Origin of the sequence: Streptomyces sp. JB150 (assembly GCF_011193355.1) — a bacterium.
Classification (GTDB): domain Bacteria; phylum Actinomycetota; class Actinomycetes; order Streptomycetales; family Streptomycetaceae; genus Streptomyces.
On record NZ_CP049780.1, the window covers coordinates 801,272 to 825,519 of the forward strand.

At 73.0% G+C, this 24,248-nt stretch carries 19 protein-coding genes and 4 pseudogenes; 14 read left to right on the forward strand and 9 right to left on the reverse strand.

Translation table 11 applies throughout. From position 1 onward, the window contains the following. The first annotated feature begins 291 nt into the window (after positions 1–291). From G7Z13_RS03740 to G7Z13_RS03755, 4 genes are all read left to right on the forward strand, one after another. A complete protein-coding gene (locus tag G7Z13_RS03740) occupies positions 292–2,151 on the forward strand; it encodes an ABC transporter ATP-binding protein (RefSeq protein ID WP_165995989.1) in 1,860 nt (619 codons plus the stop codon). Continuing rightward, entirely contained in the window at positions 2,148–3,929 is a 1,782-nt protein-coding gene (locus G7Z13_RS03745; RefSeq protein WP_165995990.1) for an ABC transporter ATP-binding protein, read from the forward strand. Before G7Z13_RS03740 ends, G7Z13_RS03745 begins: the two co-directional genes overlap by 4 nt. A gap of 473 nt (positions 3,930–4,402) precedes the next feature. Further along, positions 4,403–4,873, forward strand: coding sequence for a DUF5709 domain-containing protein (locus G7Z13_RS03750; protein WP_165995993.1), 471 nt, complete (start codon positions 4,403–4,405; stop codon positions 4,871–4,873). A 51-nt stretch (positions 4,874–4,924) separates the two neighbouring features. Further along, the gene (locus tag G7Z13_RS03755; RefSeq protein WP_165995996.1) at positions 4,925–5,185 is read left to right on the forward strand and encodes a type B 50S ribosomal protein L31; all 261 of its coding nucleotides are present in this window, start codon (positions 4,925–4,927) and stop codon (positions 5,183–5,185) included. 74 nt (positions 5,186–5,259) lie between these two features. Here the strand turns inward: G7Z13_RS03755 and G7Z13_RS03760 are convergent, their stop codons facing one another. Then, the gene (locus G7Z13_RS03760) at positions 5,260–6,054 is read right to left on the reverse strand and encodes a metal-dependent hydrolase (RefSeq protein WP_165995997.1); all 795 of its coding nucleotides are present in this window, start codon (positions 6,052–6,054) and stop codon (positions 5,260–5,262) included. Positions 6,055–6,199: 145 nt separating this feature from the next. Here G7Z13_RS03760 and G7Z13_RS03765 point away from each other — a divergent pair, with 145 nt between their 5' ends. Then, positions 6,200–8,713, forward strand: a complete 2,514-nt coding sequence (locus G7Z13_RS03765) for a DEAD/DEAH box helicase (protein ID WP_165995998.1) — start codon at positions 6,200–6,202, stop codon at positions 8,711–8,713. A gap of 19 nt (positions 8,714–8,732) precedes the next feature. Further along, a complete protein-coding gene (locus tag G7Z13_RS03770; RefSeq protein ID WP_165996000.1) occupies positions 8,733–9,599 on the forward strand; it encodes an acyl-CoA thioesterase II in 867 nt (288 codons plus the stop codon). 442 nt (positions 9,600–10,041) lie between these two features. Here the strand turns inward: G7Z13_RS03770 and G7Z13_RS03775 are convergent. Both G7Z13_RS03775 and G7Z13_RS03780 read right to left on the reverse strand, forming a co-directional pair. Beyond that, positions 10,042–10,830 (reverse strand): annotated as a pseudogene (locus G7Z13_RS03775) (DUF6397 family protein); the annotation flags it as partial. 126 nt (positions 10,831–10,956) lie between these two features. Further along, on the reverse strand, positions 10,957–11,370 hold the full coding sequence (locus G7Z13_RS03780) for a roadblock/LC7 domain-containing protein (RefSeq protein WP_165996002.1): 414 nt from the start codon (positions 11,368–11,370) through the stop codon (positions 10,957–10,959). Positions 11,371–11,466: 96 nt separating this feature from the next. Here G7Z13_RS03780 and G7Z13_RS03785 point away from each other — a divergent pair, with 96 nt between their 5' ends. Then, complete coding sequence (locus tag G7Z13_RS03785) at positions 11,467–11,895, forward strand: PPOX class F420-dependent oxidoreductase (protein WP_165996004.1); 429 nt, start codon at positions 11,467–11,469, stop codon at positions 11,893–11,895. Here G7Z13_RS03785 and G7Z13_RS03790 read toward each other — a convergent pair. After that, positions 11,896–12,139 (reverse strand): annotated as a pseudogene (locus tag G7Z13_RS03790) (ATP/GTP-binding protein); the annotation flags it as partial. Positions 12,140–12,143: 4 nt separating this feature from the next. Continuing rightward, positions 12,144–12,270: pseudogene (locus G7Z13_RS34210) on the reverse strand (MHYT domain-containing protein); the annotation flags it as partial. Positions 12,271–12,477: 207 nt separating this feature from the next. On the opposite strand from G7Z13_RS34210, the gene G7Z13_RS03795 reads away from it, so the two are divergent. Then, entirely contained in the window at positions 12,478–13,077 is a 600-nt protein-coding gene (locus G7Z13_RS03795) for a class I SAM-dependent methyltransferase (RefSeq protein ID WP_165996006.1), read from the forward strand. 21 nt (positions 13,078–13,098) lie between these two features. On the opposite strand, the gene G7Z13_RS03800 is transcribed toward G7Z13_RS03795, so the two are convergent. After that, on the reverse strand, positions 13,099–14,004 hold the full coding sequence (locus G7Z13_RS03800; RefSeq protein WP_166004599.1) for an oxygenase MpaB family protein: 906 nt from the start codon (positions 14,002–14,004) through the stop codon (positions 13,099–13,101). A gap of 79 nt (positions 14,005–14,083) precedes the next feature. Between G7Z13_RS03800 and G7Z13_RS03805 the strand changes: the two genes are divergently transcribed. Continuing rightward, a complete protein-coding gene (locus G7Z13_RS03805) occupies positions 14,084–14,380 on the forward strand; it encodes a hypothetical protein (RefSeq protein ID WP_165996008.1) in 297 nt (98 codons plus the stop codon). Between the two features lie 155 nt (positions 14,381–14,535). Continuing rightward, positions 14,536–15,348 (forward strand): hypothetical protein, encoded by an 813-nt coding sequence (locus G7Z13_RS03810; RefSeq protein WP_165996009.1) that lies wholly within the window; start codon positions 14,536–14,538, stop codon positions 15,346–15,348. A 392-nt stretch (positions 15,349–15,740) separates the two neighbouring features. Here G7Z13_RS03810 and G7Z13_RS03815 read toward each other — a convergent pair whose 3' ends face one another. Beyond that, positions 15,741–15,923 carry a hypothetical protein gene (locus tag G7Z13_RS03815; protein WP_165996011.1) on the reverse strand — a complete coding sequence of 61 codons (183 nt, stop codon included), beginning with the start codon at positions 15,921–15,923 and terminating at the stop codon, positions 15,741–15,743. Positions 15,924–16,157: 234 nt separating this feature from the next. Between G7Z13_RS03815 and G7Z13_RS03820 the strand changes: the two genes are divergently transcribed. The 4 genes and pseudogenes from G7Z13_RS03820 to G7Z13_RS03835 all read left to right on the forward strand — a co-directional run. Then, positions 16,158–19,091, forward strand: a complete 2,934-nt coding sequence (locus G7Z13_RS03820; protein WP_165996013.1) for a DEAD/DEAH box helicase — start codon at positions 16,158–16,160, stop codon at positions 19,089–19,091. Then, complete coding sequence (locus G7Z13_RS03825; RefSeq protein ID WP_165996014.1) at positions 19,088–20,440, forward strand: SWF or SNF family helicase; 1,353 nt, start codon at positions 19,088–19,090, stop codon at positions 20,438–20,440. The genes G7Z13_RS03820 and G7Z13_RS03825 overlap by 4 nt, the downstream gene beginning before the upstream one ends. A gap of 476 nt (positions 20,441–20,916) precedes the next feature. After that, a complete protein-coding gene (locus tag G7Z13_RS03830) occupies positions 20,917–21,420 on the forward strand; it encodes a nucleoside deaminase (RefSeq protein WP_165996016.1) in 504 nt (167 codons plus the stop codon). Positions 21,421–21,529: 109 nt separating this feature from the next. Next, positions 21,530–22,007: pseudogene (locus G7Z13_RS03835) on the forward strand (histidine phosphatase family protein); the annotation flags it as partial. Positions 22,008–22,059: 52 nt separating this feature from the next. Here G7Z13_RS03835 and G7Z13_RS03840 read toward each other — a convergent pair. Then, on the reverse strand, positions 22,060–22,386 hold the full coding sequence (locus G7Z13_RS03840) for a hypothetical protein (RefSeq protein ID WP_240926109.1): 327 nt from the start codon (positions 22,384–22,386) through the stop codon (positions 22,060–22,062). Positions 22,387–22,914: 528 nt separating this feature from the next. Beyond that, entirely contained in the window at positions 22,915–24,081 is a 1,167-nt protein-coding gene (xylA, locus tag G7Z13_RS03845; protein WP_165996019.1) for a xylose isomerase, read from the reverse strand. Between the last annotated feature and the right edge of the window lie 167 nt (positions 24,082–24,248).

Genomic DNA, 24,248 nt, shown 5'->3' on the forward strand with positions numbered 1-24,248 from the left:
CGGATCGACGCCCGCTGAAGGCTGGCCCCTCACCGGAAGGCCGGCCGTTGAGGTGCGGAGGATCTTGACGCCGCCGAAGCGGAGGCAGCCGGGACGGTCGTACTGACGGCCCTTCACCGTGCCGTCGAGGCGCACGACGAGGCACCCAGGGTCGTGCGCCGGCGTTCATCCGGCCGGATTCGCGCGTTCTGTGCGGTCCCGTGGAAAACCGTTTGCTCTTGACCATGTCCCGCGGCGAACCTGTCACGGCTTGCTGCCGCCGTTCATCCCTGACCGAGCCCCTGGGACGTCATGCAGATCCAAGACCTTCCGTATCCCGACCCGGGTGTGCCGGACGCGCGCTCGGGCCCCCGCTTCCTGTGGTGGCTCTTCCGCAACCAGCTGGGCGGTCAGCTGAAGTCGCTGGCCTGGGGCCTGCTGCACTTCGCGTCCGTGGCCTCGCTGCCGTTCTGCGTCGGGTTCGCCGTGCAGGCCGTCGTCGAACGCTCCGGCTCCCGGCTCGCCCTGGCGGGCGGGCTGCTGGCTCTCTGCGGGATCGGCGTCGCGGTCGGCGACACCTTCCTGCACCGCGCCGCCGTCACCAACTGGATCACCGCGGCCGCCCGCGTCCAGCAGCTGCTGGCCCGCAAGGCCGCGCAGTTGGGCTCGGCACTGACCCGGCGGGTCGCGGCCGGTGAGGTGGTGGCCGTGTCCACCGGCGACGTGGAGAAGATCGGCTGGTTCGTCGAGGCCGTCTCCCGGTTTACCGCCGCCGCTCTCACCGTCGTCCTGGTCGCCGTCGGCCTGGTCGTCTACCAGCCCGCACTCGGGGTGGTCGTCGCCGTCGGCCTGCCGGTGCTCGCGTTCGCGGTGCTGCCGCTGCTGCCCCGCGCGACGCGGCGTGCCGACATCCAGCGCGAGAAGGCGGGCCGGGCCACCGAGCTGGCCTCCGACACGGTGGCCGGTCTGCGGGTGCTGCGCGGCATCGGCGGCGAGGAGCTGTTCCTCGACCGCTACCGCCGTGCCTCCCAGGAGGTCCGCCACGCGGCCGTGCGCAGTGCCCGGATGTGGTCGCTGATCTCGGCGATCCAGGTCCTGCTGCCCGGACTGCTGCTGATCTCGGTGGTCTGGTACGGCGTCCACCTGGCCGGCCAGGGCCGGATCACCATCGGCGAGCTGGTCACCGTCTACAGCTCCGTCATGATCATGACCTACCCGCTCCGCCACTTCGAGGAGATCGCCATGGCGTACTCCTTCTCGCGCCCCTCGGCCCGCCGGGCCGCGCGGGTGCTGTCGCTGGAGCGGGCCACGGACACCGACGGGACGCGCGCCGCCGACCTGCCCTCCGGCGATCTGTACGACCCGGCCACCGGCCTGCTCGCGCCCGCGGGCCGGCTGACCGCCGTGGTGTGCGGCGACCCGGACGCGGCGGGGCGGCTGGCGGAACGCCTCGGCGGACACGCCTCCGAGGAGGGCACACCGGTGCTGCTCGGCGGGGTGCCGCTGGACGAACTGCCGCTCGACACCGCGCGTACGGCCGTCCTCGTCCAGGACAAGGACCCCGTCCTGCTCTCCGGCACACTGCGGGAACTGCTGGACGTGCCGTCCTCGGGCGCCGTACGCACCGAGGACGCGCTGGCCGCGGCGCAGTGCGAGGACGTCCTGGCGGCGCTCGCCCAGAGCTCGCTCGGCGTCGAGGACCCGCTGGACGCCCGGATCACCGAACGCGGCCGGTCCCTGTCGGGCGGCCAGCGGCAGCGGCTCGCCCTGGCCCGGTCGCTGCTGACGGACCCGCAGGTGCTGGTGCTGGACGAGCCGACCTCCGCCGTCGACTCCCACACCGAGGCCCGTATCGCGGAAGGGCTGCGCATGCTGCGAGACGGCCGCACCACGGTCGTCTTCACCTCCTCCCCGCTGCTGCTGGACCGCGCGGACCGGGTGGTGCTGATCCACGAGGGCGCGGTCGCGGCCGTCGGGCCGCACCGGGAGCTGGTGCGCGACGAGCCGCGGTACCGCGCGGTGGTGACCCGCGAGACCGAGGACGAGGCGGCTGGGTCCGCCGGTGCCCCGGCCACCGAGTCCGCCGGCGGGCTCCACGAACTCGGTGGGCTGGGTGGACTCGGCGAACTGAACGAACTGGAAGAGCTGGAAGAGATCGAGGAGACCGCATGATCGGCGTGGCGCCACCGGAGTACGACCCGGCGGCCCCGACCACGGCGAGCACCCTGCCCGTCGGCGCCCCGGCGACCGTACGCGCCTACGTGGCCGAGCTGTTCCGCCGGCACCGCCGTGCCTTCCTGCTCCTCATCGGCGTGAACACCGTCGCGGTGGTCGCCTCCATGGCGGGCCCCTACCTGCTGGGCGGGCTCGTCGAGCGGGTGTCGGACGGCGAGCGGGAGCTGCGTCTGGGCCTCACGGCGACGCTGTTCGTCGTGGTGCTGGTCGTCCAGGCGGGGTTCGTCCACCAGGTGCGGCTGCGCGGGGCGATGCTCGGCGAGCGGATGCTGGCCGATCTGCGCGAGGACTTCCTCGTCCGCTCGGTCGGGCTGCCGCCGGGCGTGCTGGAGCGCGCCGGCACCGGCGATCTGCTCTCCCGGATCACCACCGACATCGACCGGCTGGCCAACGCGATGCGTGAGGCCGTGCCCCAGCTGGCGATCGGCGTCGTGTGGGTGGGGCTGCTGCTGGGCGGCCTCGTGGTGACGGCGCCACCGCTGGCCGCCGCGGTGCTGCTCGCCCTGCCGTTGCTGGTGGCCGGCTGCCGCTGGTACTTCCGCCGGGCGCCCTCCGCCTACCGGTCCGAGTCCGCCGGATACGCCGCCGTGGCCGCCGCGCTCGCCGAGACGGTGGACGCCGGGCACACCATCGAGGCCCACCGGCTGCGCCGCCGGCGGGTGGAACTGTCGGAGCGGCGGATCCGGGAATGGACCGCCTGGGAGCGGTACACCCTCTGGCTGCGGTCGGTGCTCTTCCCGGTCATCAACCTCACCCATGTGACGGTCCTCGGATCGGTGCTCATGATCGGCGGGGTGTTCGTGCTCCAGGGATGGCTCGACGTCGGGCAGCTCACCACGGGCGCGCTGATCGCCCAGATGCTGGTCGACCCGGTGGGGCTGATCCTGCGCTGGTACGACGAGCTCCAGATCGCCCAGGTGTCGCTGGCGCGGCTCGTCGGGGTGCGGGACATCGAGCCGGACGCCGGGGACGCCTCGGTCCTGCCGGACGGCCGTGACGTGCACGCCGACCGGGTGCGCTTCGGCTACCTCCAGGGCGTGGACGTGCTGCGCGAGGTGTCCCTGAAGGTGGCGCCGGGCACCCGGCTGGCGCTCGTCGGCCCCTCCGGCGCGGGCAAGTCCACGCTGGGCCGGCTGCTCGCCGGGATCTACGCGCCCCGGGACGGCCGGATCACCCTCGGCGGTGCGGAACTGTCCCGGATGCCGGCCGAGCGCGTCCGCTCCCACGTGGCTCTCGTCAACCAGGAGCACCACGTCTTCGTGGGCTCCCTGCGCGACAACCTGCTGCTCGCCCGGACCGACGCGACGGACGCCGAGCTGTGGGCGGCGCTCGGCGCGGTCGACGCGGACGGGTGGGCGCGGGCCCTGGACGACGGCCTGGACACCGAGGTCGGCTCTGGCGGGCTCGCGCTGACCCCGGCGCAGGCCCAGCAGATCGCCCTGGCCCGGCTGGTCCTCGCCGACCCGCACACGCTCGTGCTGGACGAGGCCACGTCCCTGCTCGACCCGCGCGCCGCCCGCCACCTGGAACGCTCCCTCGCGCGCGTCCTCGACGGCCGTACGGTCGTCGCCATCGCGCACCGCCTGCACACCGCCCACGACGCCGACGTCATCGCCGTCGTCGAGAACGGCCGCATCAGCGAACTGGGCAGCCACGCGGAACTGGTCGCCGCGGACGGGGCGTACGCGGCGTTGTGGAGGTCCTGGCACGGGTGAGCCGGGCGGCAGGAGCGGGCGATTGCGCCGGCGGCCGAGGGCGAGCGGGACCGGCTGTCGGCTGCCGAAGGCGAGCGGGAACGGCTGTCGGCTGCCGAAAGCGAGCGCGCGGCGCCGTCCGGCCGAGGCGAGCGGGCGGGGCCGTCCGGGGCTGACGGCGAGGGCGCGGCGCCGTCCGGCCGAGGCGAGCAGGCGGCGCTCCCGGCGGTCGGTGCCGCGGCGGAGGTCCTGCCGGGGGCGTCGCCCGCCCAGCCCGCCCAAGGCGCCCTCGCGTGCGAGGTGGGGCGCCCCGCCCTCGGGCCCTTGCCGTTGCGCGGTTCCGAACAGGGGTGGAAGGCTGGATAGCGGCGGCGCCGTTTCGGGGGCGCACCCGCGGTCCGTGGCGGGTGGAGTCCGTGTCCACGGCGCGGACGGTCGCGGTCCGCCGCCCGCCGCGGTGAGAACGGTCCCGTCCCCACCCCCTGGAGGTACCCGTGAACAGCGCCGACGGATGGGGAGACGACGTCTACCAGCCCGACGCGTCCGACCAACGCGAGGACACGGGCTTGCTCGACGCCGAAGACACCCTGGAGTACGACGGTGTCGACAATCCCCTCGACCGGGGCTGGTCCCCTCCGGAGCGACCGTGGGCGGTGGAGCACATCGGTGTGACGGCGGCCGAGCGCCGGGCCGGGGAGACGCTGGACCAGCGGCTGGCCGAAGAGCAGCCCGACCTCGCCGAGCCGGACGGTGACGGTATCGGCGACACGGCGGACACGGACGGCGAGCTGCTGGACAACGAGGTCGGCGCCGCCCGTTCGGGCCGTCTCGTCGCCCCCGACGAAGGCGCGCACGAGGACGAGGAGGCCGCGCTGGTCGCCACGGACGTCGGCATCGACGGCGCCGCCGCCTCCGCGGAGGAGGCCGCCGTGCACATCGTCGACGAGGAGTCCCTTCCCGGCTGAGCGCGCCGGCCGCGAACCCCGCCCCCTGTCCCCGCCCCACCTGGAGCAGCCATGCAGCAGGACAAGCACCCCGACTACCACCCCGTCGTCTTCCGTGACCGGGCCGCCGGCTACGCCTTCCTGACCCGGTCCACCGCGACCAGCGACCAGACCATCGAATGGGACGACGGCGAGACCTACCCGGTGGTGGACGTGGAGATCTCCTCCGAGAGCCACCCCTTCTACACCGGCAAGGCCCGCACGGTGGACACCGAGGGCCGCATAGCCCGCTTCGAGCGGCGCTACGGCGAGGGCACTCGCCCGCAGGGCTGATCCCGCCGGCCGGCATCGGTGCGCCGAACGGCAACGGCCCTGCGGGCGGCAACGGGCCGCCCGTGGCGCGGCGCTCAGATCACATTGAGCGCGGCCGCCCCGCCCACTCCCCCGAGCAGCATGAACGCCGGCATCAGCACCTTCAGCTCCACCCAGCCGCCCGCCCGGAACCGCATGGCCCTCGGCGGGCCGACCGGGTACCAGCGCTTGCGTCCCACCGGGATCGGCCACAGGATCGGGCAGCCCGACACCGTCAGCGCGTCCCCGATGTCGTGCACCAGCGCGCCCAGCACCACCGGCAGTCCGAGCCACAGGTACTCCTGCCCCGGCGCCGAGAACAGCCAGTCCGCCCCGTTGCCCGGTTTGTCCAGGATCCCGGCGATGATCCACGCGCTGGTCGCGGCCAGCAGCCACACCAGGACGTCGCTGCTGGAGCCGCGCGTCGCCCGCCACAGCAGGCCCTCGATCGCCAGCACCATGTGCACGAAGAGGATCGCGAGCACCGCCCAGCGCTCCCCCGTGATCGCCAGCACCGAGGTGCCGCCACCGATCAGCACCGCCCACAGCCAGGTGTGCGTCAAGGTGCGGTGCCCGCCGGAGCGCCGCGGGTCGCCCTGCTTCCTGGTGGCCTTGTAGACGGCGTACGAGAGCTTGTCCACGATCTCGCACAGGCCCCGCGAGAGGGGGCCGAAGGCCCGCGAGATGGTCGCGGCCTTGTGGTCGAGGTCGGGGGCGAGCGCGGCACCCGCGCAGATCAGGGCGCCCGCCAGCAGCACCGGCCACGGCATGGCGTGCCCCGCCGCCGCGGCGGCCGCTCCGACGCCGAGCCAGGCGGCGGCTCCGGAGAGTGAGTGTGCTGGTCCCATCATCGCCGCTGTCCGCCCCGTTCCTCGTCCGCCGCTGTCCAGTTGACCGCGTGTGCTGATGCCACGTCGGCGACACAGCGTAGCGTTCGCGATCTTCGTACGGGCATCCGATTGCCGCATCGGGCGGGAGGCCAGGCAAGATGGGGGCGTGACCCTCATCGATCAGCTGCCGCCGACCGCCGACCCCGACGCCCTGTACGAAGCCTTCGAGTCGTGGACTCAGGAGCGCGGCCTCACCCTCTATCCCCACCAGGAGGAGGCGCTGATCGAGGTGGTCTCCGGGGCGAACGTGATCGTCTCGACGCCGACCGGCTCCGGCAAGAGCATGATCGCCGCCGGCGCGCACTTCGCCGCGCTCGCCCGCGACGAGGTCACCTTCTACACCGCTCCGATCAAGGCGCTGGTCTCGGAGAAGTTCTTCGAGCTGTGCAAGCTCTTCGGCACCGAGAACGTCGGCATGCTGACCGGCGACGCCTCGGTCAACGCGGACGCCCCGGTCATCTGCTGCACCGCCGAGGTGCTCGCCTCCATCGCGCTGCGCGACGGCAAGGACGCGGACGTCGGCCAGGTCGTCATGGACGAGTTCCACTTCTACGCCGAGCCGGACCGCGGCTGGGCCTGGCAGATCCCGATCCTCGAGCTGCCGCAGGCGCAGTTCATCCTGATGTCGGCCACGCTCGGCGACGTTTCCATGTTCGAGAAGGACCTGACCCGGCGCACCGGCCGCCCGACCTCGGTGGTCCGCTCGGCGACCCGACCGGTCCCGCTCTCCTACGAGTACCGGCGCACCCCGCTCACCGAGACGCTGACCGAGCTGCTTCAGACCCAGCAGGCGCCGGTTTACATCGTGCACTTCACCCAGGCGCAGGCGGTGGAGCGGGCGCAGGCGCTGATGAGCATCAACATGTGCTCGAAGGAGGAGAAGGAGCGGATCGCCGAGCTGATCGGCAACTTCCGCTTCACCACCAAGTTCGGCCGCAACCTCTCCCGTTACGTACGGCACGGCATCGGTGTGCACCACGCCGGCATGCTGCCCAAGTACCGGCGTCTGGTGGAGAAACTGGCCCAGGCCGGCCTGCTGAAGGTGATCTGCGGTACCGACACGCTCGGCGTGGGCGTCAACGTGCCCATCCGCACCGTGCTGTTCACGGCGCTGACCAAGTACGACGGCAGCCGCGTGCGCACTCTGCGGGCGCGCGAGTTCCACCAGATCGCGGGCCGCGCGGGACGCGCCGGTTTCGACACGGCCGGTTTCGTCGTCGCCCAGGCTCCCGAGCACGTCATCGAGAACGAGAAGGCGCTCGCCAAGGCGGGCGACGACCCGAAGAAGCGCCGCAAGGTGGTCCGCAAGAAGGCGCCCGAGGGTTTTGTGGCGTGGTCGGAGGACACTTTCGAGAAGCTGATCGCCTCGGAGCCGGAGCCGCTGACGTCGCGCTTCCGGGTGACCCACACCATGCTGCTGTCGGTGATCGCGCGCCCCGGCAACGCCTTCGAGGCGATGCGCCGGCTGCTGGAGGACAATCACGAGCCGCGCAAGCAGCAGCTGCGGCACATCCGGCGGGCCATCGCGATCTACCGCTCGCTGCTGGACGGCGGCATCATCGAGAAGCTGGACAAGCCGGACGCGGAGGGCCGGATCGTCCGGCTCACCGTCGACCTCCAGCAGGACTTCGCGCTCAACCAGCCGCTGTCCACCTTCGCGCTCGCCGCGTTCGAGCTGCTGGACCCGGAGTCGCCGTCGTACGCGCTGGACATGGTGTCCGTCGTGGAGTCCACGCTGGACGACCCCCGGCAGATCCTCGCCGCGCAGCAGAACAAGGCGCGCGGTGAGGCCGTGGCCGCGATGAAGGCGGACGGGGTCGAGTACGAGGAGCGCATGGAGCGTCTCCAGGACATCACCTACCCGAAGCCGCTGGAGGAACTGCTCTCCCACGCGTACAACACGTACCGCAAGAGCCACCCCTGGGTCGGTGACCATCCGCTGTCGCCGAAGTCGGTCGTCCGCGACATGTACGAGCGGGCGATGTCCTTCACGGAGCTGGTGTCCTACTACGAACTGGCCCGCACCGAGGGCATCGTGCTGCGCTACCTGGCCAGCGCGTACAAGGCGCTCGACCACACCGTGCCCGACGATCTGAAGTCCGAGGATCTGCAGGACCTGATCGAGTGGCTCGGCGAGATGGTCCGCCAGGTCGACTCCAGCCTCCTCGACGAGTGGGAGCAGCTGGCCAACCCCGAGGAGATGACCGCCGAGGAGGCCCAGGAGAAGGCCGACCAGGTCAAGCCGGTCACCACCAACGCGCGAGCCTTCCGCGTCCTGGTGCGCAACGCGATGTTCCGCCGGGTCGAGCTGGCCGCCCTCGACCAGGTCGAGGAGCTGGGCGAGCTGGACGCGGAGTCCGGCTGGGACGCCGAGGCCTGGGGCGAGGCGATGGACAAGTACTGGGACGAGTACGAGGAGCTGGGCACCGGCCCGGACGCGCGCGGCCCCAAGCTGCTGATCATCGAGGAGGAGCCGCAGAACGGCCTGTGGCGCGTCCGGCAGATCTTCGACGACCCGAACGGCGATCACGACTGGGGCATCAGCGCGGAGGTCGACCTCGCCGCCTCCGACGCGGAAGGCCGCGCCGTGATCCGTGTGACCGACGTCGGCCAGCTGTGAGCACAGGAGAAAGACACCCATGACGAACCCGGCCGAGAGACTGGTCGACCTGCTCGACCTGGAGCAGATCGAGGTCAACATCTTCCGTGGCCGCAGCCCCGACGAGTCCCTGCAGCGGGTCTTCGGCGGCCAGGTGGCCGGCCAGGCCCTGGTCGCCGCCGGGCGCACCACGGAGGGCGACCGCCCGGTGCACTCGCTGCACGCGTACTTCCTGCGCCCGGGTCGGCCCGGTGTGCCGATCGTGTACCAGGTGGAACGGGTCCGCGACGGGCGGTCCTTCACGACCCGCCGGGTCACGGCCGTGCAGCAGGGCCGCACGATCTTCAATCTCACCGCCTCCTTTCACCAGCCTGAGCAGGGGAGCTTCGAGCACCAGCTGCCGCCGGCCCGGAAGGTCCCGGACCCCGAGTCGCTGCCGACGGTCACCGACGAGATCCGCGAGCATCTGGGCGCGCTGCCCGAGCAGTTGGAGCGGATGGCGCGCCGTCAGCCCTTCGACATCCGCTATGTGGACCGGCTGCGCTGGAAGCCCGAGGAGATCGAGGGCGCGGAGCCGCGCAGCGCGGTGTGGATGCGGGCGGTCGGGCCGCTCGGCGACGACCCGCTGGTTCACACCTGTGCCCTGACGTACGCCAGCGACATGACCCTCCTGGACGCCGTGCGCATTCCGGTGGAGCCCTTGTGGGGCCCGCGCGGCTTCGACATGGCGTCGCTGGACCACGCGATGTGGTTCCACCGGCCGTTCCGCGCGGACGAGTGGTTCCTGTACGACCAGGAGTCGCCGATCGCGACGGGCGGCCGGGGTCTGGCGCGTGGACGGATCTACGACGTGGAGGGGCGCCTGCTGGTGTCCGTCGTCCAGGAAGGGCTCTTCCGCGCGCTGTAGCTCACGAGCTTCTGCCGCGCAGCCACCCCAGCAGGCCTCGTGAGCGTCGCTCCGACCGGAGCTGCCGCGTCGTCTCCCGCTGCCGCCCCGGCCCGCACCGCCGGCCCGGGTCGGACTGCCGACTGGGCTGTCGGCCCGGATCGGACTGCCGGCTGGGGTGGGGCTGCCGTTCCGCGCCGAGTGGACGACGCTGCGGTGCCCGTCCCGGTGGCGCCTCCTCGGTGTCGGTCGGGTGCGGGCGGGCCCAGTGCGGTGCCGGCCGGTCGGCGCGCCCTGGCTGCCCAGGTGCGGGGTGTGAAGGCAGCCAGGCGTGCGGGACGGCCGCGCCTGGTGCGGAGAGGGTGGAAGGAGACGCGGGCTCGGGCGCAGGCGTGACGAGCCGCAACGCGGGGCCCGGGGCCGACGGGGGCGCAGCGTCTGAGGCGGACGGTGACCGTCGTAGCGCCGGGCGTGGTGCCGGACGGTGGGCGCGGGCCTCCTCCAGGGACCGGGTCAGCTCGGCCCGCAGCCAGGCGACCTCGTCCGCATCGTCCGCCGTCGCGATCGTCGCGGCGAGCCGGGCTGCCGACGACCCCGGGGCGCTCTGGGCGGGGGGACCGGGCCGGAAGCGGTTCACGTGGGCGCGCTCATAGGGGTCCTTGACCAGTTCCGCGATCCGGACGGGGTCGAGGAGCGCGGCAACCGCACCGGCCCGCTCCCAGGGATCCTTGGCCCGCCGCAGCAGGAACCCCAGGTGACGGACCCTCCAGTTGCGGGGGCGCAGATCGAGCCCGGCGTCCAGCTGCTCGCGCAGTCCTGCGGGCATACGGCCCTTCATCAGCGGCGCGTGCTTCTCGTCCGCGGCGAACTGCTGCAGCTCGTCGGCGAGGTAGAGCCAGACGACGGCTCGGTAGCGGTTGACGAAAAAGCGGACCGGCGTGACGAGCCCCAGGCGGGCGAGGCGGGTGAACCGGGTGTCCGTCACGCCCACGAGGGCCGCCGCGTCCCGGGTCCCGACCGTGCGCAGGCTGTCGAGGAGCGCTTCCGGGAAGCCCTCCGCCGAGCGGATCCGGTCGACTTCCGCGCGAGGGACCATCCTGCGTCCTCCGCCTCCCTCGTGGGGCACGGTGCGGATGCGGCCGAGGTTCACCGCGAGATCGAACTCCGTGCGCTTCAAACCGAGTTCGCGGGCGGCCCGGCCCGGCGTCATGGTGAGGTGGTGGTCCGGTGACGTGATGGTGCTGCCTGACATGTCGGTCTCCCCCCGTGGAGTCGTGCGCTCACGCTCCGTGCGTTCGCGGTGACACCAACGTAACCGGTCCCGCCGACAGCGCGCTGAGCCTGTGGATAACTCCACGGGGGATGACGAACGTACAGGTCAGAGGTCGGCGGAAGAGGTGTGCTCCGGGCGGCGGGCGTCCACGCCGAGGTGTTCGCCCACCCGGTTGACCAGCAGGGTCATCTCGTAGCCGATCTGGCCGATGTCGGCCTCGGCGCCGCTGAGCACGCACAGACAGCTGCCGCTGCCCGCCGCGGTCACGAACAGCACCGCGTCGTCGAACTCGACCATCGTCTGCCGGACACTGCCCGCGCCGAAGTGCCGCCCCGAGCCCTTGGCCAGGCTGTGCAACCCGGAGGCGACGGCGGCCAGATGCTCGGCGTCCTCGCGTCGCAGTCCCGTGCTGGCTCCCGTCACCAGCCCGTCGTTGGACAGGACGAGTGCGTGCCGCACATGTTCGACACGCTCGGTCAGGTCGTCCAGCAGCCAGCCAAGTCCCTGGTTGTGCGCCATGTTCCGGTCTCCCCGTGTGACGTCTCCCCCGGTCCGGAGGAGATCTCTCCGTCAGCCTTCCCCAGGACCGGCGTGCGGGCAAGGAGGATGGGCGGCATGGCAGAGAAGATGACCGACGCGGAATGGCGGGAGTTCGTCTCGTACGGCACCCGCACCGGAAAGCTGTCGACCGTCCGGCGGGACGGCAGTCCGCACGTGGCCCCCGTCTGGTTCCTGCTGGACGGGGACGAGGTGGTGTTCACGACCGGCAAGGACAGCGTGAAGGGACGCAACCTGGCCCGCGACGGCCGGGTGGCGCTCTGTGTGGACGACGACCGTCCGCCCTACGACTACGTGGTCCTGCGGGGCCGCGCCCGGCTTTCGGAGGACCTGGACGAACTGCGGCACTGGGCCGCCCGGGTCGGGGCGCGGTACATGGGCGAGGACCGCGCCGAGGAGTTCGGGGCGCGCAACGGCGTACCCGGCGAGCTCCTGGTCCGGGTCACCATCGGCAAGGTCCTGGCGGAGAAGGGCGTGGCCGACTGAATCGAGGGCGCGGGAGACGTCGTGGGCGCCGTACGTGCGGGCGCCGGCGAAGCAGTTGACGGCGACCCACGCACGGGATGCGCCGGCGCTCGAAGTAGTCCACCGCGGGGAAACAGTCCTCCAGGCGGCGGGTGCCGGCGAGGACGACGGCACCGAGGGCCCCCTGCGCGAGCTCGTCCCACAGGAACCACAAGCGGTCCTGCCCGGGGGTGCCGAACAGGTAGAGGGACAACCCCGACCGGAGCGGTGAACACGCCGGCGCAGACGATGATCATGGCCACGAGCAGGCTGAGCACGGTCAGCGGTACGTCGTAGCGGATCTCGGTGCCGCCGAGGGCGCGCAGCCCAGCCCGAGCGCGGCGCCGGTGCGGCCATCGCGTACGACAGCACGGGGGTCAGCCGGCCGAAGGCGGCGTGGTCGAGGTGTCCATGGCCTCGGGACGCTAGGGGTGCACGGGCGCACAGAGGGGGCGCACTTCGAAAGCTGTCGGGGCATGACGCACAGATGTACCTGGGCTATCGCGTCGCGCTCGAACATGTGCACCGAGGCGTCATGCGTGCCGGTGAGAGATCATGCGGAACATGAGCGACGACCGCACGCACGTCCAGGAGTTCTTCACCGCCCGCGCGGCCGACTGGGACAGCCGGTTCCCCGACGACGGTCCGGCCTACGCCGCCGCGGTCGCCGAACTGGGGCTCCGCGCGGGCGACCGCGTGCTCGACGCGGGCTGCGGCACCGGACGCGCTCTGCCGCCGCTGCGCGCGGCGGTGGGCCCGTCTGGCGTGGTGCTCGGGCTGGATCTGACACCCGCGATGCTGGAGGCCGCCGTGCGGGCCGGGAGGGACCGGCACGGCCGGCTGCTCCTCGCCGACGTGGCCGCGCTCCCCCTGCGGACGGGGTCACTGGACGCGGTCTTCGGCGCCGGTCTCATCTCCCACCTGCCCGAGCCGGACGCGAATCTGCGGGAGCTGGCGCGCGTGGTGCGCCCCGGCGGGCTGCTCGCTCTGTTCCATCCGATCGGCCGTGCGGCGCTGGCCGCCCGGCACGGACGGCAACTCAGCGCGGACGACCTCCGCGCGGAGCCCCGTCTGCGCCCGCTGCTCGCCGCCTCGGGCTGGCGTATGACCTCGTACGTCGACGAGGACGCGCGGTTCCTGGCGCTCGCCGTACGGGAGGGTTGAGCCGCTGCGGGTCACCCGGGGTCATTCGGCGGGCGGACCGCCGAGGTGCCGTACGGGGCAGCCGCGCACGCCGGGGGTCGGCCAGGTGCCGAGGTCCGCGAGCCGGTAGCCGTCGGGGTAGCCCTTGATCTCCCAGTTCTGCCGGGCGAAGTGCGGGGCGCGGCGCGGAGGGAGCAACCGGACGGTCCGGCCCCGCAGCCGCACCGCGCGGCGGACCAGGGCGCGGGTGGCGGGACTCGGCGCCGGATAGCGGAAGGCCCGCAGCAGGGAGTCGTCCAGCAGGGCGAGCGTGGCGGTGCGCAGCAGCGGGGCGAGCGGGCGCGGGTACCAGGAGCCCATTAGGTCGAGCGTGGCGTCCGAGACCCGGCGCGCGTCGGGGTCCCAGTCGAAGTGCGCGGCCTCGTAGTCGTCGAGGAAGGTCTCGAACTCCTCGTACGTCTCGGGAATGTCCTTGATGCCCATGTACCGTCCCAGCGTGCCGTAGTGCACGCTGGAGGCGACGATCTCGTGGCGCGAGAGCCGGCGCCACGCGTAGGCGTCGATCCACCGGCGGGGCATGACGACGAAGGTGCACAGCACGTACCGCATGTCGTCGTCGGAGATGTCGTAGGAGCGGTGCATCTGGTTGATGCGGCGCACCGCCGTACGGCCCTCGGCGCTGTCGAAGCCGTGCTCCACGAGGGCGTCGAGGAGGAGCGCCGTGTCGTCGTAGCGCTTCTGCGGGCGGTCCGTCAGCTCGGCGGTCTCGGCGAGCAGGCGCCCGATGCGGGGGACGGCGTAGGTGCGGTAGAGGGCCAGCTCCAGTGCGCGGGTGTAGTCCCAGGGGAACTCGTACGCGGAACTGAGCCGGTGGATCGCGGTCGCCTCCTTGTACGGGTCCATCCGCCGGATCTGTTCCAGCCGCACTGCGCCCTCCCCCTTCTGCAGCGGAAGCTCCAACTCTACGTTGAGGGAAAGCGATGGAAACGATCAGCGACGTGAACCTCGCAGGGGGAAGGTGGTCGGCGTGTTCGGCAGGGTGCGGGAGACATGGGGGAAGTTCCGGAGTGCCGCGCGGGAGGAGCGGGCGGCCGGCCGTGGCACCCGGACGCACAACCTCTTCGAAGCGGCCGCCGTCTACGTGTCGGCGTGCGCGGAGGACGACCAGGAGCGCAGTGACGAGGCGGCGGGCTGGGTGTCGCCGGAGGCCCTGTCGTTCGGAGTGAACGAGCTCGCGTGCCGGGCCGTCATCGCGCTCGCGCGGGAGCGCGGCGAGTCGCCGCAGACCGTGGCGCGGGATCTGCTGGGGCTGCCGGCGGCCTGAGGCCCGCGGTTCACGGTCCGCGGTTCACGGTCCGCCGCGGTCGTTGCCCGGTCCGGCTCGAGTCACCGCAGCTCCGCGCGGCTGTCGGGGTCGTGACAAGCGGCTCCCGGGCGCACTAGGGTGCGCGCCGTTGGAGAAACCCTGGGGAGGCTGTGATGGCTGGTACGGACGAGGAAGCCGTCACCGCCGCGGACGATGCGCTCTACGTGCTGACGGCGGTGCTGCTGACACCGGCGAAGTTCCCGAGCGTGCTGGGCGACGACTACCCGGAGGCCTGTGCGGCCCTCGGCCTGGCGCCGCTCGCCGACGGGTACGGCCTGGTGCTCGGTCAGGACGGCGACGGCGCGCGGTGGACCGTGGTCACCGACGACGTGTCGCTGGTGGCCGTCGCCATCGCCTCCTGGGACTGCGGGATGGAGTACGACCTGTCGCCGGGCGAGCGCAGCGTGGTCGCCGCGCTGCCCGGCTGGCCGCTCGCGGTCGCCGTGGCCGCGCCCGGGGTGCCCGCGCCGCACGACCCCGGGCTCGAGGTTGCCGGGCGGCTCCCGCTTTCGCCGCCCGACACCAGTGCCTGGGGCTCCGCCCAGCGGCGGCTCGGGGCGGACGAGATCGCTCTCCAGTGGGCGCAGTGGCGGGAGCAGATCGACGACGCCGAGTTCGCCACCCCCGACGGCGGCGGTACGGGCGGACAGGGGCCCGGGCACAGCGGGGTGCGGCGGGTGCTGGCGGAGGCGCGCGCATACGTGGACAGTCCGCCGCCGCTGGGGCGGGTCCGGTCGTCGTTCGCTCCCGGCGACGCGCGGACTCTGCGCGCCGACGGTCCGGGCTGGTCCTTGGTGGCGAGGACCGACGACATCGCGTTCGTGCTGCTCGACGAGGTGCCGGGCGAGGTGCTGCCGGTGGGGCGGGGGCCGGAGCTGCCGGGGTTGCTGGAGGCGCTGGACAAGTTGGCCGTGCGGCCGAGCTGAGTGGTCGAGCTGAGCGCCGAGCGGAGTGGCCAAGCTGAGTGGTCCGGGCTGAGTGGTCGGGCGGTGGCGGCGCGCCGTTGCGGCCGAGGGCGGCGGACGGGCGACGCGCCGGCGGGCGCTGGGGCTGCTGAGGGCTGGTGAGCGCTGCTTCTCGGTGGACGCTGTGTCTCCCGGACCGCTGGGAGCGTTGAGGCGGTGTCGGTGCAGTGGCAGTGGGTGGGCGGTGGGTCACCGGCGGCCCACTCGGACGGTCGGCGAGCTGCGCGGGACGGCGGCGGGTGCGCGGCGGACTGGGACTCCGCCGAGGCGGCGAGGTACCCTCGCCCCTCCCGCCCGCTCTCCCTCCTGCGCGGCACCCGCCGCCGTCCTCATCCGCGCCGCCGGATCCGGGGCTAGCGGCCCAGCTCCTTGCGGGTGACGCGGCGCAGCCTGCGCCGCTGTCCGGGGTCCAGGGCGAGATACGCGGCGGCCGGGACGCCGAGCACGATCAGCAGTGCGGCCCACCACGGCAGCCAGATCCAGAGGATCAGTCCGACCGCCACACCTCCCGCGGCGATCTTCGCGTTCTTCGACATGTGCGTCGCCTCCTTCGCGGCCACTGCCGCTCTCTGCTGGGGAAAACGGCCCCGTGCCGCAGGCAGTTCCGAGCCGCGCCCCTGAGACATCCCTGATGCTCACCCCTGAAGGGCCTCAGGGCTACCCGAACCGTTCCTCCTCCAGTGACTCAGCTCACAGCCTCAGCATGACGGGCCCATCGATCCCGTGCTGTACCCTCGGCGATTCCGACCGCAGGTAGTCAAATTTGAGGAATGCGACGCGCTGTGCAGTGGACTTCCCCGGCACCCTCCTCCGACATCCCCGAACTGGCCCGCTGCTGCGCGGTGTTCGTGCCCGGTGATCCGGCCCGTACCGGCGGCGTCGCCTTCTGGCGGCCCGACGGCGAGGCACCACCACCGGGCGCCGCCGCCGGGAGGCTCACCGACCTGACCGTCGCGCTGCCCGGTGACGACGGGATCGAGCCGGTCACCGTGCCCGCTCTCCTGCTGCCGGTGCGCGCGGCCCTGCCCCTCCTCGCACGCGCGCGTGTCGCCGCCCAGGGGCACCGGGCGAGCGTGTTCTGGGGCGCCGCGGCCCTCCTGGCCCTTCGCTTCACGGCGCGCGGCCTGCTGCTGCCCGGCCTGTCTCCCAGCGACCACGACGCGTGGCGCGCGGGCCCCTTGCGCGCGGAGGAGACCGAGGAGGTGCGCCGGCTCGCCGCCGCGATGCCGCCCGAGGCGCACGCCGTCCCGGTGACGGCTGTCGAGCCGTTGCGCCTGCCCGAGCCCGAGGAACTGCTGCGGTCCTTCCTGGACGCGGTCGCCGACACCCTGCCCCGCTCCCCCGCCGCACCGCTCGTCACCGGCGGACCGGCCTACGCGGCACCGGAGCCGCAGCACCTGCCCGCCCAGCGGGCCTGGGCCGCCGACGTCGCCGCCGGCCACGACGCGGGCGTACGGATCTCGCTGCGGATCGAGGTGAGCGGCCTGGCGGAGTCACTGCGGGACGTATCGGAGGAGGTACATCGGGACGTACCGGGGGACACGGGGGACGCGTCCCGCGCGGCAGGGCCCGTCTTCCGGGCCGTTCCGCAGGTGCACCTGGTCAGCGATCCGTCGCTGGTCGCGGACGCGGCCGACGTGTGGGCCGCGACGGACGCCACGAGCCGCGCCTTCGGTCCGCGCGCGCGGATGGACGCCCTGGTGGCGCTGCGGCGCGCGGCGCGGGCGTGGCCGGCGCTGAGCCCGCTGCTTTCGGCCGCCGCGCCGGACACCGTGGAACTGGCCGACGACGAGGTCACCGAGCTGCTGGGCGAGGGCACGGCGGCGCTCGCCGCCGCCGGGGTCGACGTGCACTGGCCGAGGGAGCTGGCCCGCGATCTGACCACCCGCGCGGTCGTCGGACCGGCGGACGACGAGCCGGGCGGCGGCAGGCTCTCCGCGGACACGCCGTCGTTCCTGTCCGCCGACGCGCTGCTCGCCTTCAGCTGGTCGTTCGCGCTCGGCGACCAGCGGCTGTCCCGCGAGGAGCTGGACCGGCTCGCCGAGGCCACCCGTCCCCTCGTCCGGCTGCGCGACCAGTGGGTCCTGGTCGACCCGCGGGAGGTGCGCCGGGCACGTGACCAGCGGGACCGCAAGGTCACCCCCATCGACGCGCTGGGCGCCGCGCTGACGGGCTCCACGGAGGTCGACGGCGCCCGGGTCGAGGTCCGGGCCACGGGGTGGCTGGCCGGGCTGCGCGAACGGCTCGCCGACCCCGAGGGCCAGGAGCCGGTCCCCCAGCCCGCCGGCCTCGCCGCCGAACTGCGCGACTACCAGCGGCGCGGCCTGAGCTGGCTGGCCCGGATGACGTCCCTGGGACTGGGCTGCTGCCTCGCCGACGACATGGGCCTCGGCAAGACCGTCACGCTGATCGCGCTGCATCTGCACCGGCAGACCGACCCTGCGGCCGCGGGGCCGACCCTGGTGGTCTGCCCCACGTCCCTGATGGGCAACTGGCAGCGCGAGATCGAGAAGTTCGCGCCCGGCACACCGGTGCGCCGCTTCCACGGTGCCCGGCGTGATCTCGAAGGCCTGGCGGACGGAGAGTTCGTGCTCACCACCTACGGCACGATGCGCCTGGACGCGCAGCGGCTGGCCGAGGTGCCGTGGGGACTCGTGGTGGCCGACGAGGCCCAGCACGTGAAGAACCCGTACGCGGCGACCGCGCGGGCCCTGCGTTCCATCGGCGCCCGCGCGCGCGTGGCGCTCACCGGCACCCCGGTGGAGAACAACCTCTCCGAACTGTGGGCGATCCTCGACTGGACGACCCCGGGGCTGCTGGGCCGGCTGGGCGCCTTCCGCGCGCGGTACGCGCAGGCGGTCGAGAGCGGACGGGACGCCGCCGCGGCGGACCGGCTGTCCAGACTGGTACGCCCGTTCCTGCTGCGCCGCCGCAAGTCCGATCCCGGGATCGCTCCGGAGCTGCCGCCGAAGACGGAGACGGACCACGCGGTGTCGCTCACGCCGGAGCAGACGGCCCTGTACGAGGCCGTGGTGCGCGAGACGCTCGCGGAGATCGCGGGCGCCGACGACATGGCGCGGCGCGGACTCGTCGTGAAGCTGCTGACCGGTCTGAAGCAGATCTGCAACCACCCGGCGCAGTACCTGAAGGAAGAACACCCGAGGATCGCCGGCCGCTCCGGGAAGCTGGAGCTGCTGGACGAACTCCTGGGCACCATCCTCTCCGAGGGAGCGGGCGTCCTGGTCTTCACGCAGTACGTGGCGATGGCCCGGCTCATCGAACGGCATCTGTCCGCGCGGGGCGTGCCCTCGCAGTTCCTGCACGGCGGGACGTCCGTGCCGGCGCGCGAGGCGATGGTGCGGCGCTTCCAGGACGGCGAGGTCCCCGTCTTCCTGCTGTCACTGAAGGCGGCCGGCACCGGACTCAACCTCACCCGCGCGGAACACGTCGTCCACTACGACCGCTGGTGGAACCCCGCCATCGAGGCGCAGGCCACCGACCGCGCGTACCGCATCGGCCAGACCCGCCCCGTGCAGGTTCACCGGCTGATCGCGGAGGGCACGATCGAGGACCGTATCGCCGACATGCTGAGCCGCAAGCGGGAGCTGGCCGACGCGGTGCTCGGCTCCGGCGAGGCGGCCCTGACAGAGCTTTCGGACGCCGAGCTGGCCGAACTGGTGGCACTGCGAGGGAGCACGCGATGAGCCGGAACGACGACGACACCGAGCGCACCTTCGCGGCGCTGCCGCCCGCGCGGGGGCGAGGTTTCGCCCTAACGTGGTGGGGCCAGGCCTGGCTGAAGGCGCTGGAGGACACGGCGCTGGACGCCCAGCAGGTGAAAACCGGGCGCCGGCTCGCCCGCGCGGGAGCGGTGGGCGCGGTGTCCGTGCGGCCGGGCCGGATCACGGCGGTCGTGCACGACCGCGACCGCAGCGCCCACCGGGCCGACGTCCTGCTGGAGGAGCTGTCCGACGAGCAGTGGGACCGCTTCGTGGAGCTGGCCGTCGAACGGGCCGGGCACGTCGCCGCGCTGGTCGACCGGGACATGCCGCCGCACCTCGTCGAGGACGCGGCGGTGGCAGGGATCGAGCTGCTGCCGGGGTTGGGGGACCTGGAGCCGGAGTGCGACTGCGGCGCCTGGGACCACTGCGGGCACACGGCCGCGCTGTGCTACCAGGTGGCGCGGCTGCTCGACGAGGATCCCTTCGTCCTGCTGCTGATGCGCGGTCGCGGTGAGCGGGCCCTCGTCGGCGCCCTCCACGCGCGCGGCACCGCGCGCGCCGAGGAGGCCTCGGCACCGGCCGGTGTGGACGCCGCGGAGGCGTACGCGGCCGGCGACATCCTGCCGCCGCTGCCCGTCCTGCCCGTCCTGCCCGACCGGCCCGGACTGCCGCCGTCCCTGGACGCCGAGGCCACGCCCGCGCCCGGCGTCGACCCCGCCGCCCTGCAGTTCCTGGCTGCCCGGACCGCCGTGGCGGCCCACCAGATGCTGGCGGACGCGCTGCGCGCCGGCGCGGAACAGGTCGGCGGGGTGCAGACCGGTGTGAAGCAGGTCGGCGGGGTGCGGACCGGCCCGGAGCAGGTCGACCTGGACCACGGCCTCGCGGCCGAGTTGTCGGTCACCCAGGACGCGGTCCGGCTGGCCGCCGGTGCGCCCGGGCGCGCGGTGTGGGAACGGCTGGCCGATGGCTCGGGGCGCGGCCGGGAGGGCTTGTCGGCGGCCGTACGGGCCTGGGAGCAGGGTGGCGCGGTCGCCCTGTCGGTGTTCGACGAGGAGTGGACGGTCGAGGGTGACGCACTCGTCCGCGCGCGTGCCGCCCTGGAATCGGCCCGGGAGGACGACGAGCGTCCGGCGCTGCGGGCGCGGGGCAACCGGTGGACGGTCGTGGGCGCGCCGTTCCAGCTGCGCCTGGACCGGGACGGCCGCTGGTGGCCGTACCGCAAGGAACGCGGTCGCTGGATCCCGGCCGGTGGCCCGGCCCGCAACCCGGCGACGGCACTCGCCACGGCACGGCTCCAGGAAACGGAGGACGGGGACGGGGGACGAAGCTAGGACGGGGCCGGAGAGGAGACGGGGACTGCTGACGGGCCGGCGGCTGGGGGCGGCTGCCGACCGCGTCCCGGCCCGCTCCCCGCCATCGGATGCCATCCCCGCGCGGGGAGTGGATTCACGCCAAACCCGTGATCCGGCGGCTGGAGACCGTATCGCGCCGGTCCGGTCGTGGCAGGCGCCTGCAGTCCTAGGAGTTGACTACCGTCACCGGCCCGGATCGTTGTTGTGCAAACCTACGAAGAGCCGGTCCCTGCCTGCGGAGGCTTTCATGCCTTCCACTCCTAGCTGACTCCCCTCGATTGGCTGTGTACTCCTCACACACGCAGCAACCGAGCCAGACCAGCCGCCCACCGGAATCAGGACACGCCGCCGTTCGCAGCACGAGCGGTACCGACGCCCTCCAAGCTCCATGGGAGCGATGTTCCCGCACGGACAACGCATCCGGGGTTTCCACCGTCTCCGAAAGAGGACCGTTCATGACCGCGCACACCCAGGAAGCAGGCATCCAGGAGCTCGAGCGCACCTGGCTGGAAGAGGCGATCGGACTGGCCACCACCAGCGTGGCGAACGGCGGTGGTCCGTTCGGCGCCCTGGTCGCCAAGGGCAGAGAGGTCGTCGCGCTCGGGAACAACCAGGTCACCGCGACCCTGGACCCGACGGCGCACGCCGAGGTGAGCGCGATGCGAGCCGCTTGCAAGCAGCTGGGCAGCTTCTCGCTCGAAGGCTGCGTCCTGGTCACCTCGTGTGAGCCGTGTCCGATGTGTCTGTCCTCCGCGCTGTGGGCGCGCGTCGACAGGATCGTCTTCGCCGCCGACCGGGACGACGCCGCCGTGGCCGGTTTCGACGACCGCAAGTTCTACGACCTCTTCGAGAAGCGGCCGGCGTCGATGTGGCCGATGTCGATCGAGCGGCTGGACCTGGCGAACCGCACGGCGCCGTTCGACGCGTGGCTCGCGAAGCCCGACCGCATCGACTACTGACGGCGAGTCCTCGTGGATCAAGGCGGGTCACCGATCCGGTGAGACCGGACACGACCACGGCCCTCGGGCCGCCTCCGGGTGGCCGTTCGGGGGCAGGGGTGCGGCGACGACGCTCCTGCTGCTGCGGCACGGTGAGACGCCACTGACGCCGGAGAAGCGGTTCTCCGCAGCGGTGGCTCGAATCCGTCGCTGTCCGAGGTCGGCCGTCCCAGGCCGAGGCGACCGCGGCGGTGCTGGCGGCCCGTCGCGGCGTGGCGGCGATCGTCTCGTCACCGCTGCGGCGCTGACGGCAGACCGCGGAGGCGGTCGTCACCCGGTGGGCCTGGACGTCCACGTCGAGTTTCGATGCGGTGGCGCCGCAGGTGGCGGCGGCACGGGATGCCCTGCTGGCTCGGCACCGCGGGAAGACGGTGCTCGTCGTATCCCGCGTCGGCCCGCTCCGGACACTGGTCCGGCTGGCGCTCGGCGCGCCGGCGGAGTCGCTGTTCCGGATGGAGCCGGCGGCGGCGTCCCTGTCGGCGGTGGCCTACGACGGGGACGGGAACGCGTCGGTACGGCTGCTCAACGACACAGGGCACCTTCCGTAGACGGACGTGCACGCGAAGCCGCGGCTCTTTCGGGCCGCGGCTTCCCGTGTCCTCACGGTAGGTCGCCCTCGGCCAGGGAGGGGATCGGCGGTTCGAGGCCACTGGGAAGGTGGCTGGGAATGCCGCTGGGGAGTTCGGTGGGGAACCCGCTGGGCAGTTCGCTCGGGAGGCCACTGGGCAGCTCGCTGGGGAAGTCGCTCGGCAGCTCGCTCGGGAACTCGGAGGGCAGCGGCGGCACTGCGCTGGGCAGCCCGCTCGGGATCCCGAACGACGGCTCCACCGACCGGCTCGCGCCGGGCTCGCCGGACGGCCGCTCGTCCGGCGCGCCGTCGTCGCCGGAGGCGACCAGCACCACTACGACGACGAGGACGACGGCCACCAGGGCGGCCAGGGCGATGAGGAGCCGTGTACGCCGCCTTGGCGGGAGCCCGGAGTTCCCAGAACCCCCGGGAGGCGGTCCGAAGCCGTCCGGCGGCGGCGCATCGGCCGGCGGTCCGGGCGGTGGAGGCGGCTGGGGTGGTCCGGGCGGTGGGGGCGGCGTGACCATGCCGCCCAGCGTCCCGCCGTACCGGCCAAGACGCGAGACCCCGCGCGGAGTTCGGCACGGACCCATGCCGTGGATCGCACGATTCCGCGACATTCCGCATCCCGCGCGCGAGCGCGATACCTCTGCGCGAGGGCGCGTCGCCCCGCATGCGGGGCGGCCCGCCAGCCGGAGGCCTTCACCCTCCGCAGAGCCCTCCGAACCGAGGGCACTGCTTACGGCAGACACCGGCCCGCGCGGGCCGTCACTTCCGAGCGAAGACCGTTACCCGCGCGGAGGCCTCACGCCGAGGACGCCCCCCCCCCACGCCCTCACTCGGAGGCTCCCCACGCGGAGGCCCCCCGCCCGCAGGGGCAACCCTCCTCAGCCCCGAGCACCCAGCAGGTGATCCATCGCCAGCTGGTCCAGCCGCTCGAAGGCCATGCCCCGCGCGGCGGCCGCGTCGACGTCGAACTCCTCGAACGCGGAGCGGTCGGCGAGCAGGGCCTGGAGGCCGTCGGCCGCCGTGGGCTGGGCCAGCTCGTCGAGGCGGGCGGCGCGCAGGGCCTCCTGGACCTCGGGGTCCGCGCGGAAGGCGGCCGCACGCTCCTTGAGGATGAGGTAGTTGCGCATGCAGCCGGCGGCGGACGCCCACACGCCGTCGAGGTCCTCGGTCCGCGGCGGCTTGAAGTCGAAGTGGCGCGGGCCGGTGTAACCGGCGCTCTCCAGGAGGTCGACCAGCCAGAACGCGGCACGCAGGTCGCCGGCGCCGAAGCGCAGGTCCTGGTCGTACTTGATGCCGGACTGGCCGTTGAGGTCGATGTGGAAGAGCTTGCCCGCCCACAGCGCCTGCGCGATGCCGTGCGGGAAGTTCAGCCCGGCCATCTGCTCGTGCCCGACCTCGGGGTTGACGCCGTACAGCTCGGGCCGCTCCAGGCGCTCGATGAACGCCAGCGCGTGGCCGACGGTCGGCAGCAGGATGTCACCGCGCGGCTCGTTCGGCTTGGGCTCGATGGCGAAGCGCAGGTCGTAGCCCTGGGAGGTGACGTACTCGCCGAGGAGGTCGAAGGCCTCCTTCATCCGGTCGAGGGCGACGCGTACGTCCTTGGCGGCGCCCGACTCCGCGCCCTCGCGGCCGCCCCAGGCGACGTACGTCTTCGCGCCCAGTTCGACGGCGAGGTCGATGTTGCGGATGGTCTTGCGCAGCGCGTAGCGGCGCACGTCGCGGTCGTTGGCGGTGAACGCGCCGTCCTTGAAGACGGGGTGCGTGAAGAGGTTGGTGGTGGCCATCGGGACGGTCAGTCCGGTGGCGTCCAGAGCCTGGCGGAACCGCTTGATGTGCGACTCGCGCTCGGTGTCGGTGGACCCGAACGGGATCAGGTCGTCGTCGTGGAAGGTGACGCCGTAGGCGCCCAGCTCGGCCAGGCGCTGGACCGTCTCGGCCGGGTCGAGGGCGCGCCGCGTGGCGTCACCGAACGGGTCCCTTCCCTGCCAGCCGACGGTCCACAGGCCGAAGGTGAACCTGTCCTCGGGGGTGGGCTGGTAGTTCATGCCGCGGCTCCTTGCTCGCTCGATGTGCTGCCGACTATTTCGTCATGGCGGTTTACAAATTAGTATGCGGTCGCGTCTCTGGGAAGAGACAAGGTGGTCCCGATCACCTTCCCGAACCTCACCATCCACCACATATCCCCGCTGAGCCACGGAAGAGGGAGAGCCCC

Coding starts and splice junctions, on each gene's coding strand:
- G7Z13_RS03740 (WP_165995989.1), top strand. CDS start 292: ATGCAGATCCAAGACCTTCCGTATCCCGACCCGGGTGTGCCGGACGCG.
- G7Z13_RS03745 (WP_165995990.1), top strand. CDS start 2,148: ATGATCGGCGTGGCGCCACCGGAGTACGACCCGGCGGCCCCGACCACG.
- G7Z13_RS03755 (WP_165995996.1), top strand. CDS start 4,925: ATGCAGCAGGACAAGCACCCCGACTACCACCCCGTCGTCTTCCGTGAC.
- G7Z13_RS03760 (WP_165995997.1), bottom strand. CDS start 6,054: ATGATGGGACCAGCACACTCACTCTCCGGAGCCGCCGCCTGGCTCGGC.
- G7Z13_RS03770 (WP_165996000.1), top strand. CDS start 8,733: ATGACGAACCCGGCCGAGAGACTGGTCGACCTGCTCGACCTGGAGCAG.
- G7Z13_RS03780 (WP_165996002.1), bottom strand. CDS start 11,370: ATGGCGCACAACCAGGGACTTGGCTGGCTGCTGGACGACCTGACCGAG.
- G7Z13_RS03785 (WP_165996004.1), top strand. CDS start 11,467: ATGGCAGAGAAGATGACCGACGCGGAATGGCGGGAGTTCGTCTCGTAC.
- G7Z13_RS03795 (WP_165996006.1), top strand. CDS start 12,478: ATGAGCGACGACCGCACGCACGTCCAGGAGTTCTTCACCGCCCGCGCG.
- G7Z13_RS03810 (WP_165996009.1), top strand. CDS start 14,536: ATGGCTGGTACGGACGAGGAAGCCGTCACCGCCGCGGACGATGCGCTC.
- G7Z13_RS03815 (WP_165996011.1), bottom strand. CDS start 15,923: ATGTCGAAGAACGCGAAGATCGCCGCGGGAGGTGTGGCGGTCGGACTG.
- G7Z13_RS03820 (WP_165996013.1), top strand. CDS start 16,158: ATGCGACGCGCTGTGCAGTGGACTTCCCCGGCACCCTCCTCCGACATC.
- G7Z13_RS03825 (WP_165996014.1), top strand. CDS start 19,088: ATGAGCCGGAACGACGACGACACCGAGCGCACCTTCGCGGCGCTGCCG.
- G7Z13_RS03830 (WP_165996016.1), top strand. CDS start 20,917: ATGACCGCGCACACCCAGGAAGCAGGCATCCAGGAGCTCGAGCGCACC.
- xylA (WP_165996019.1), bottom strand. CDS start 24,081: ATGAACTACCAGCCCACCCCCGAGGACAGGTTCACCTTCGGCCTGTGG.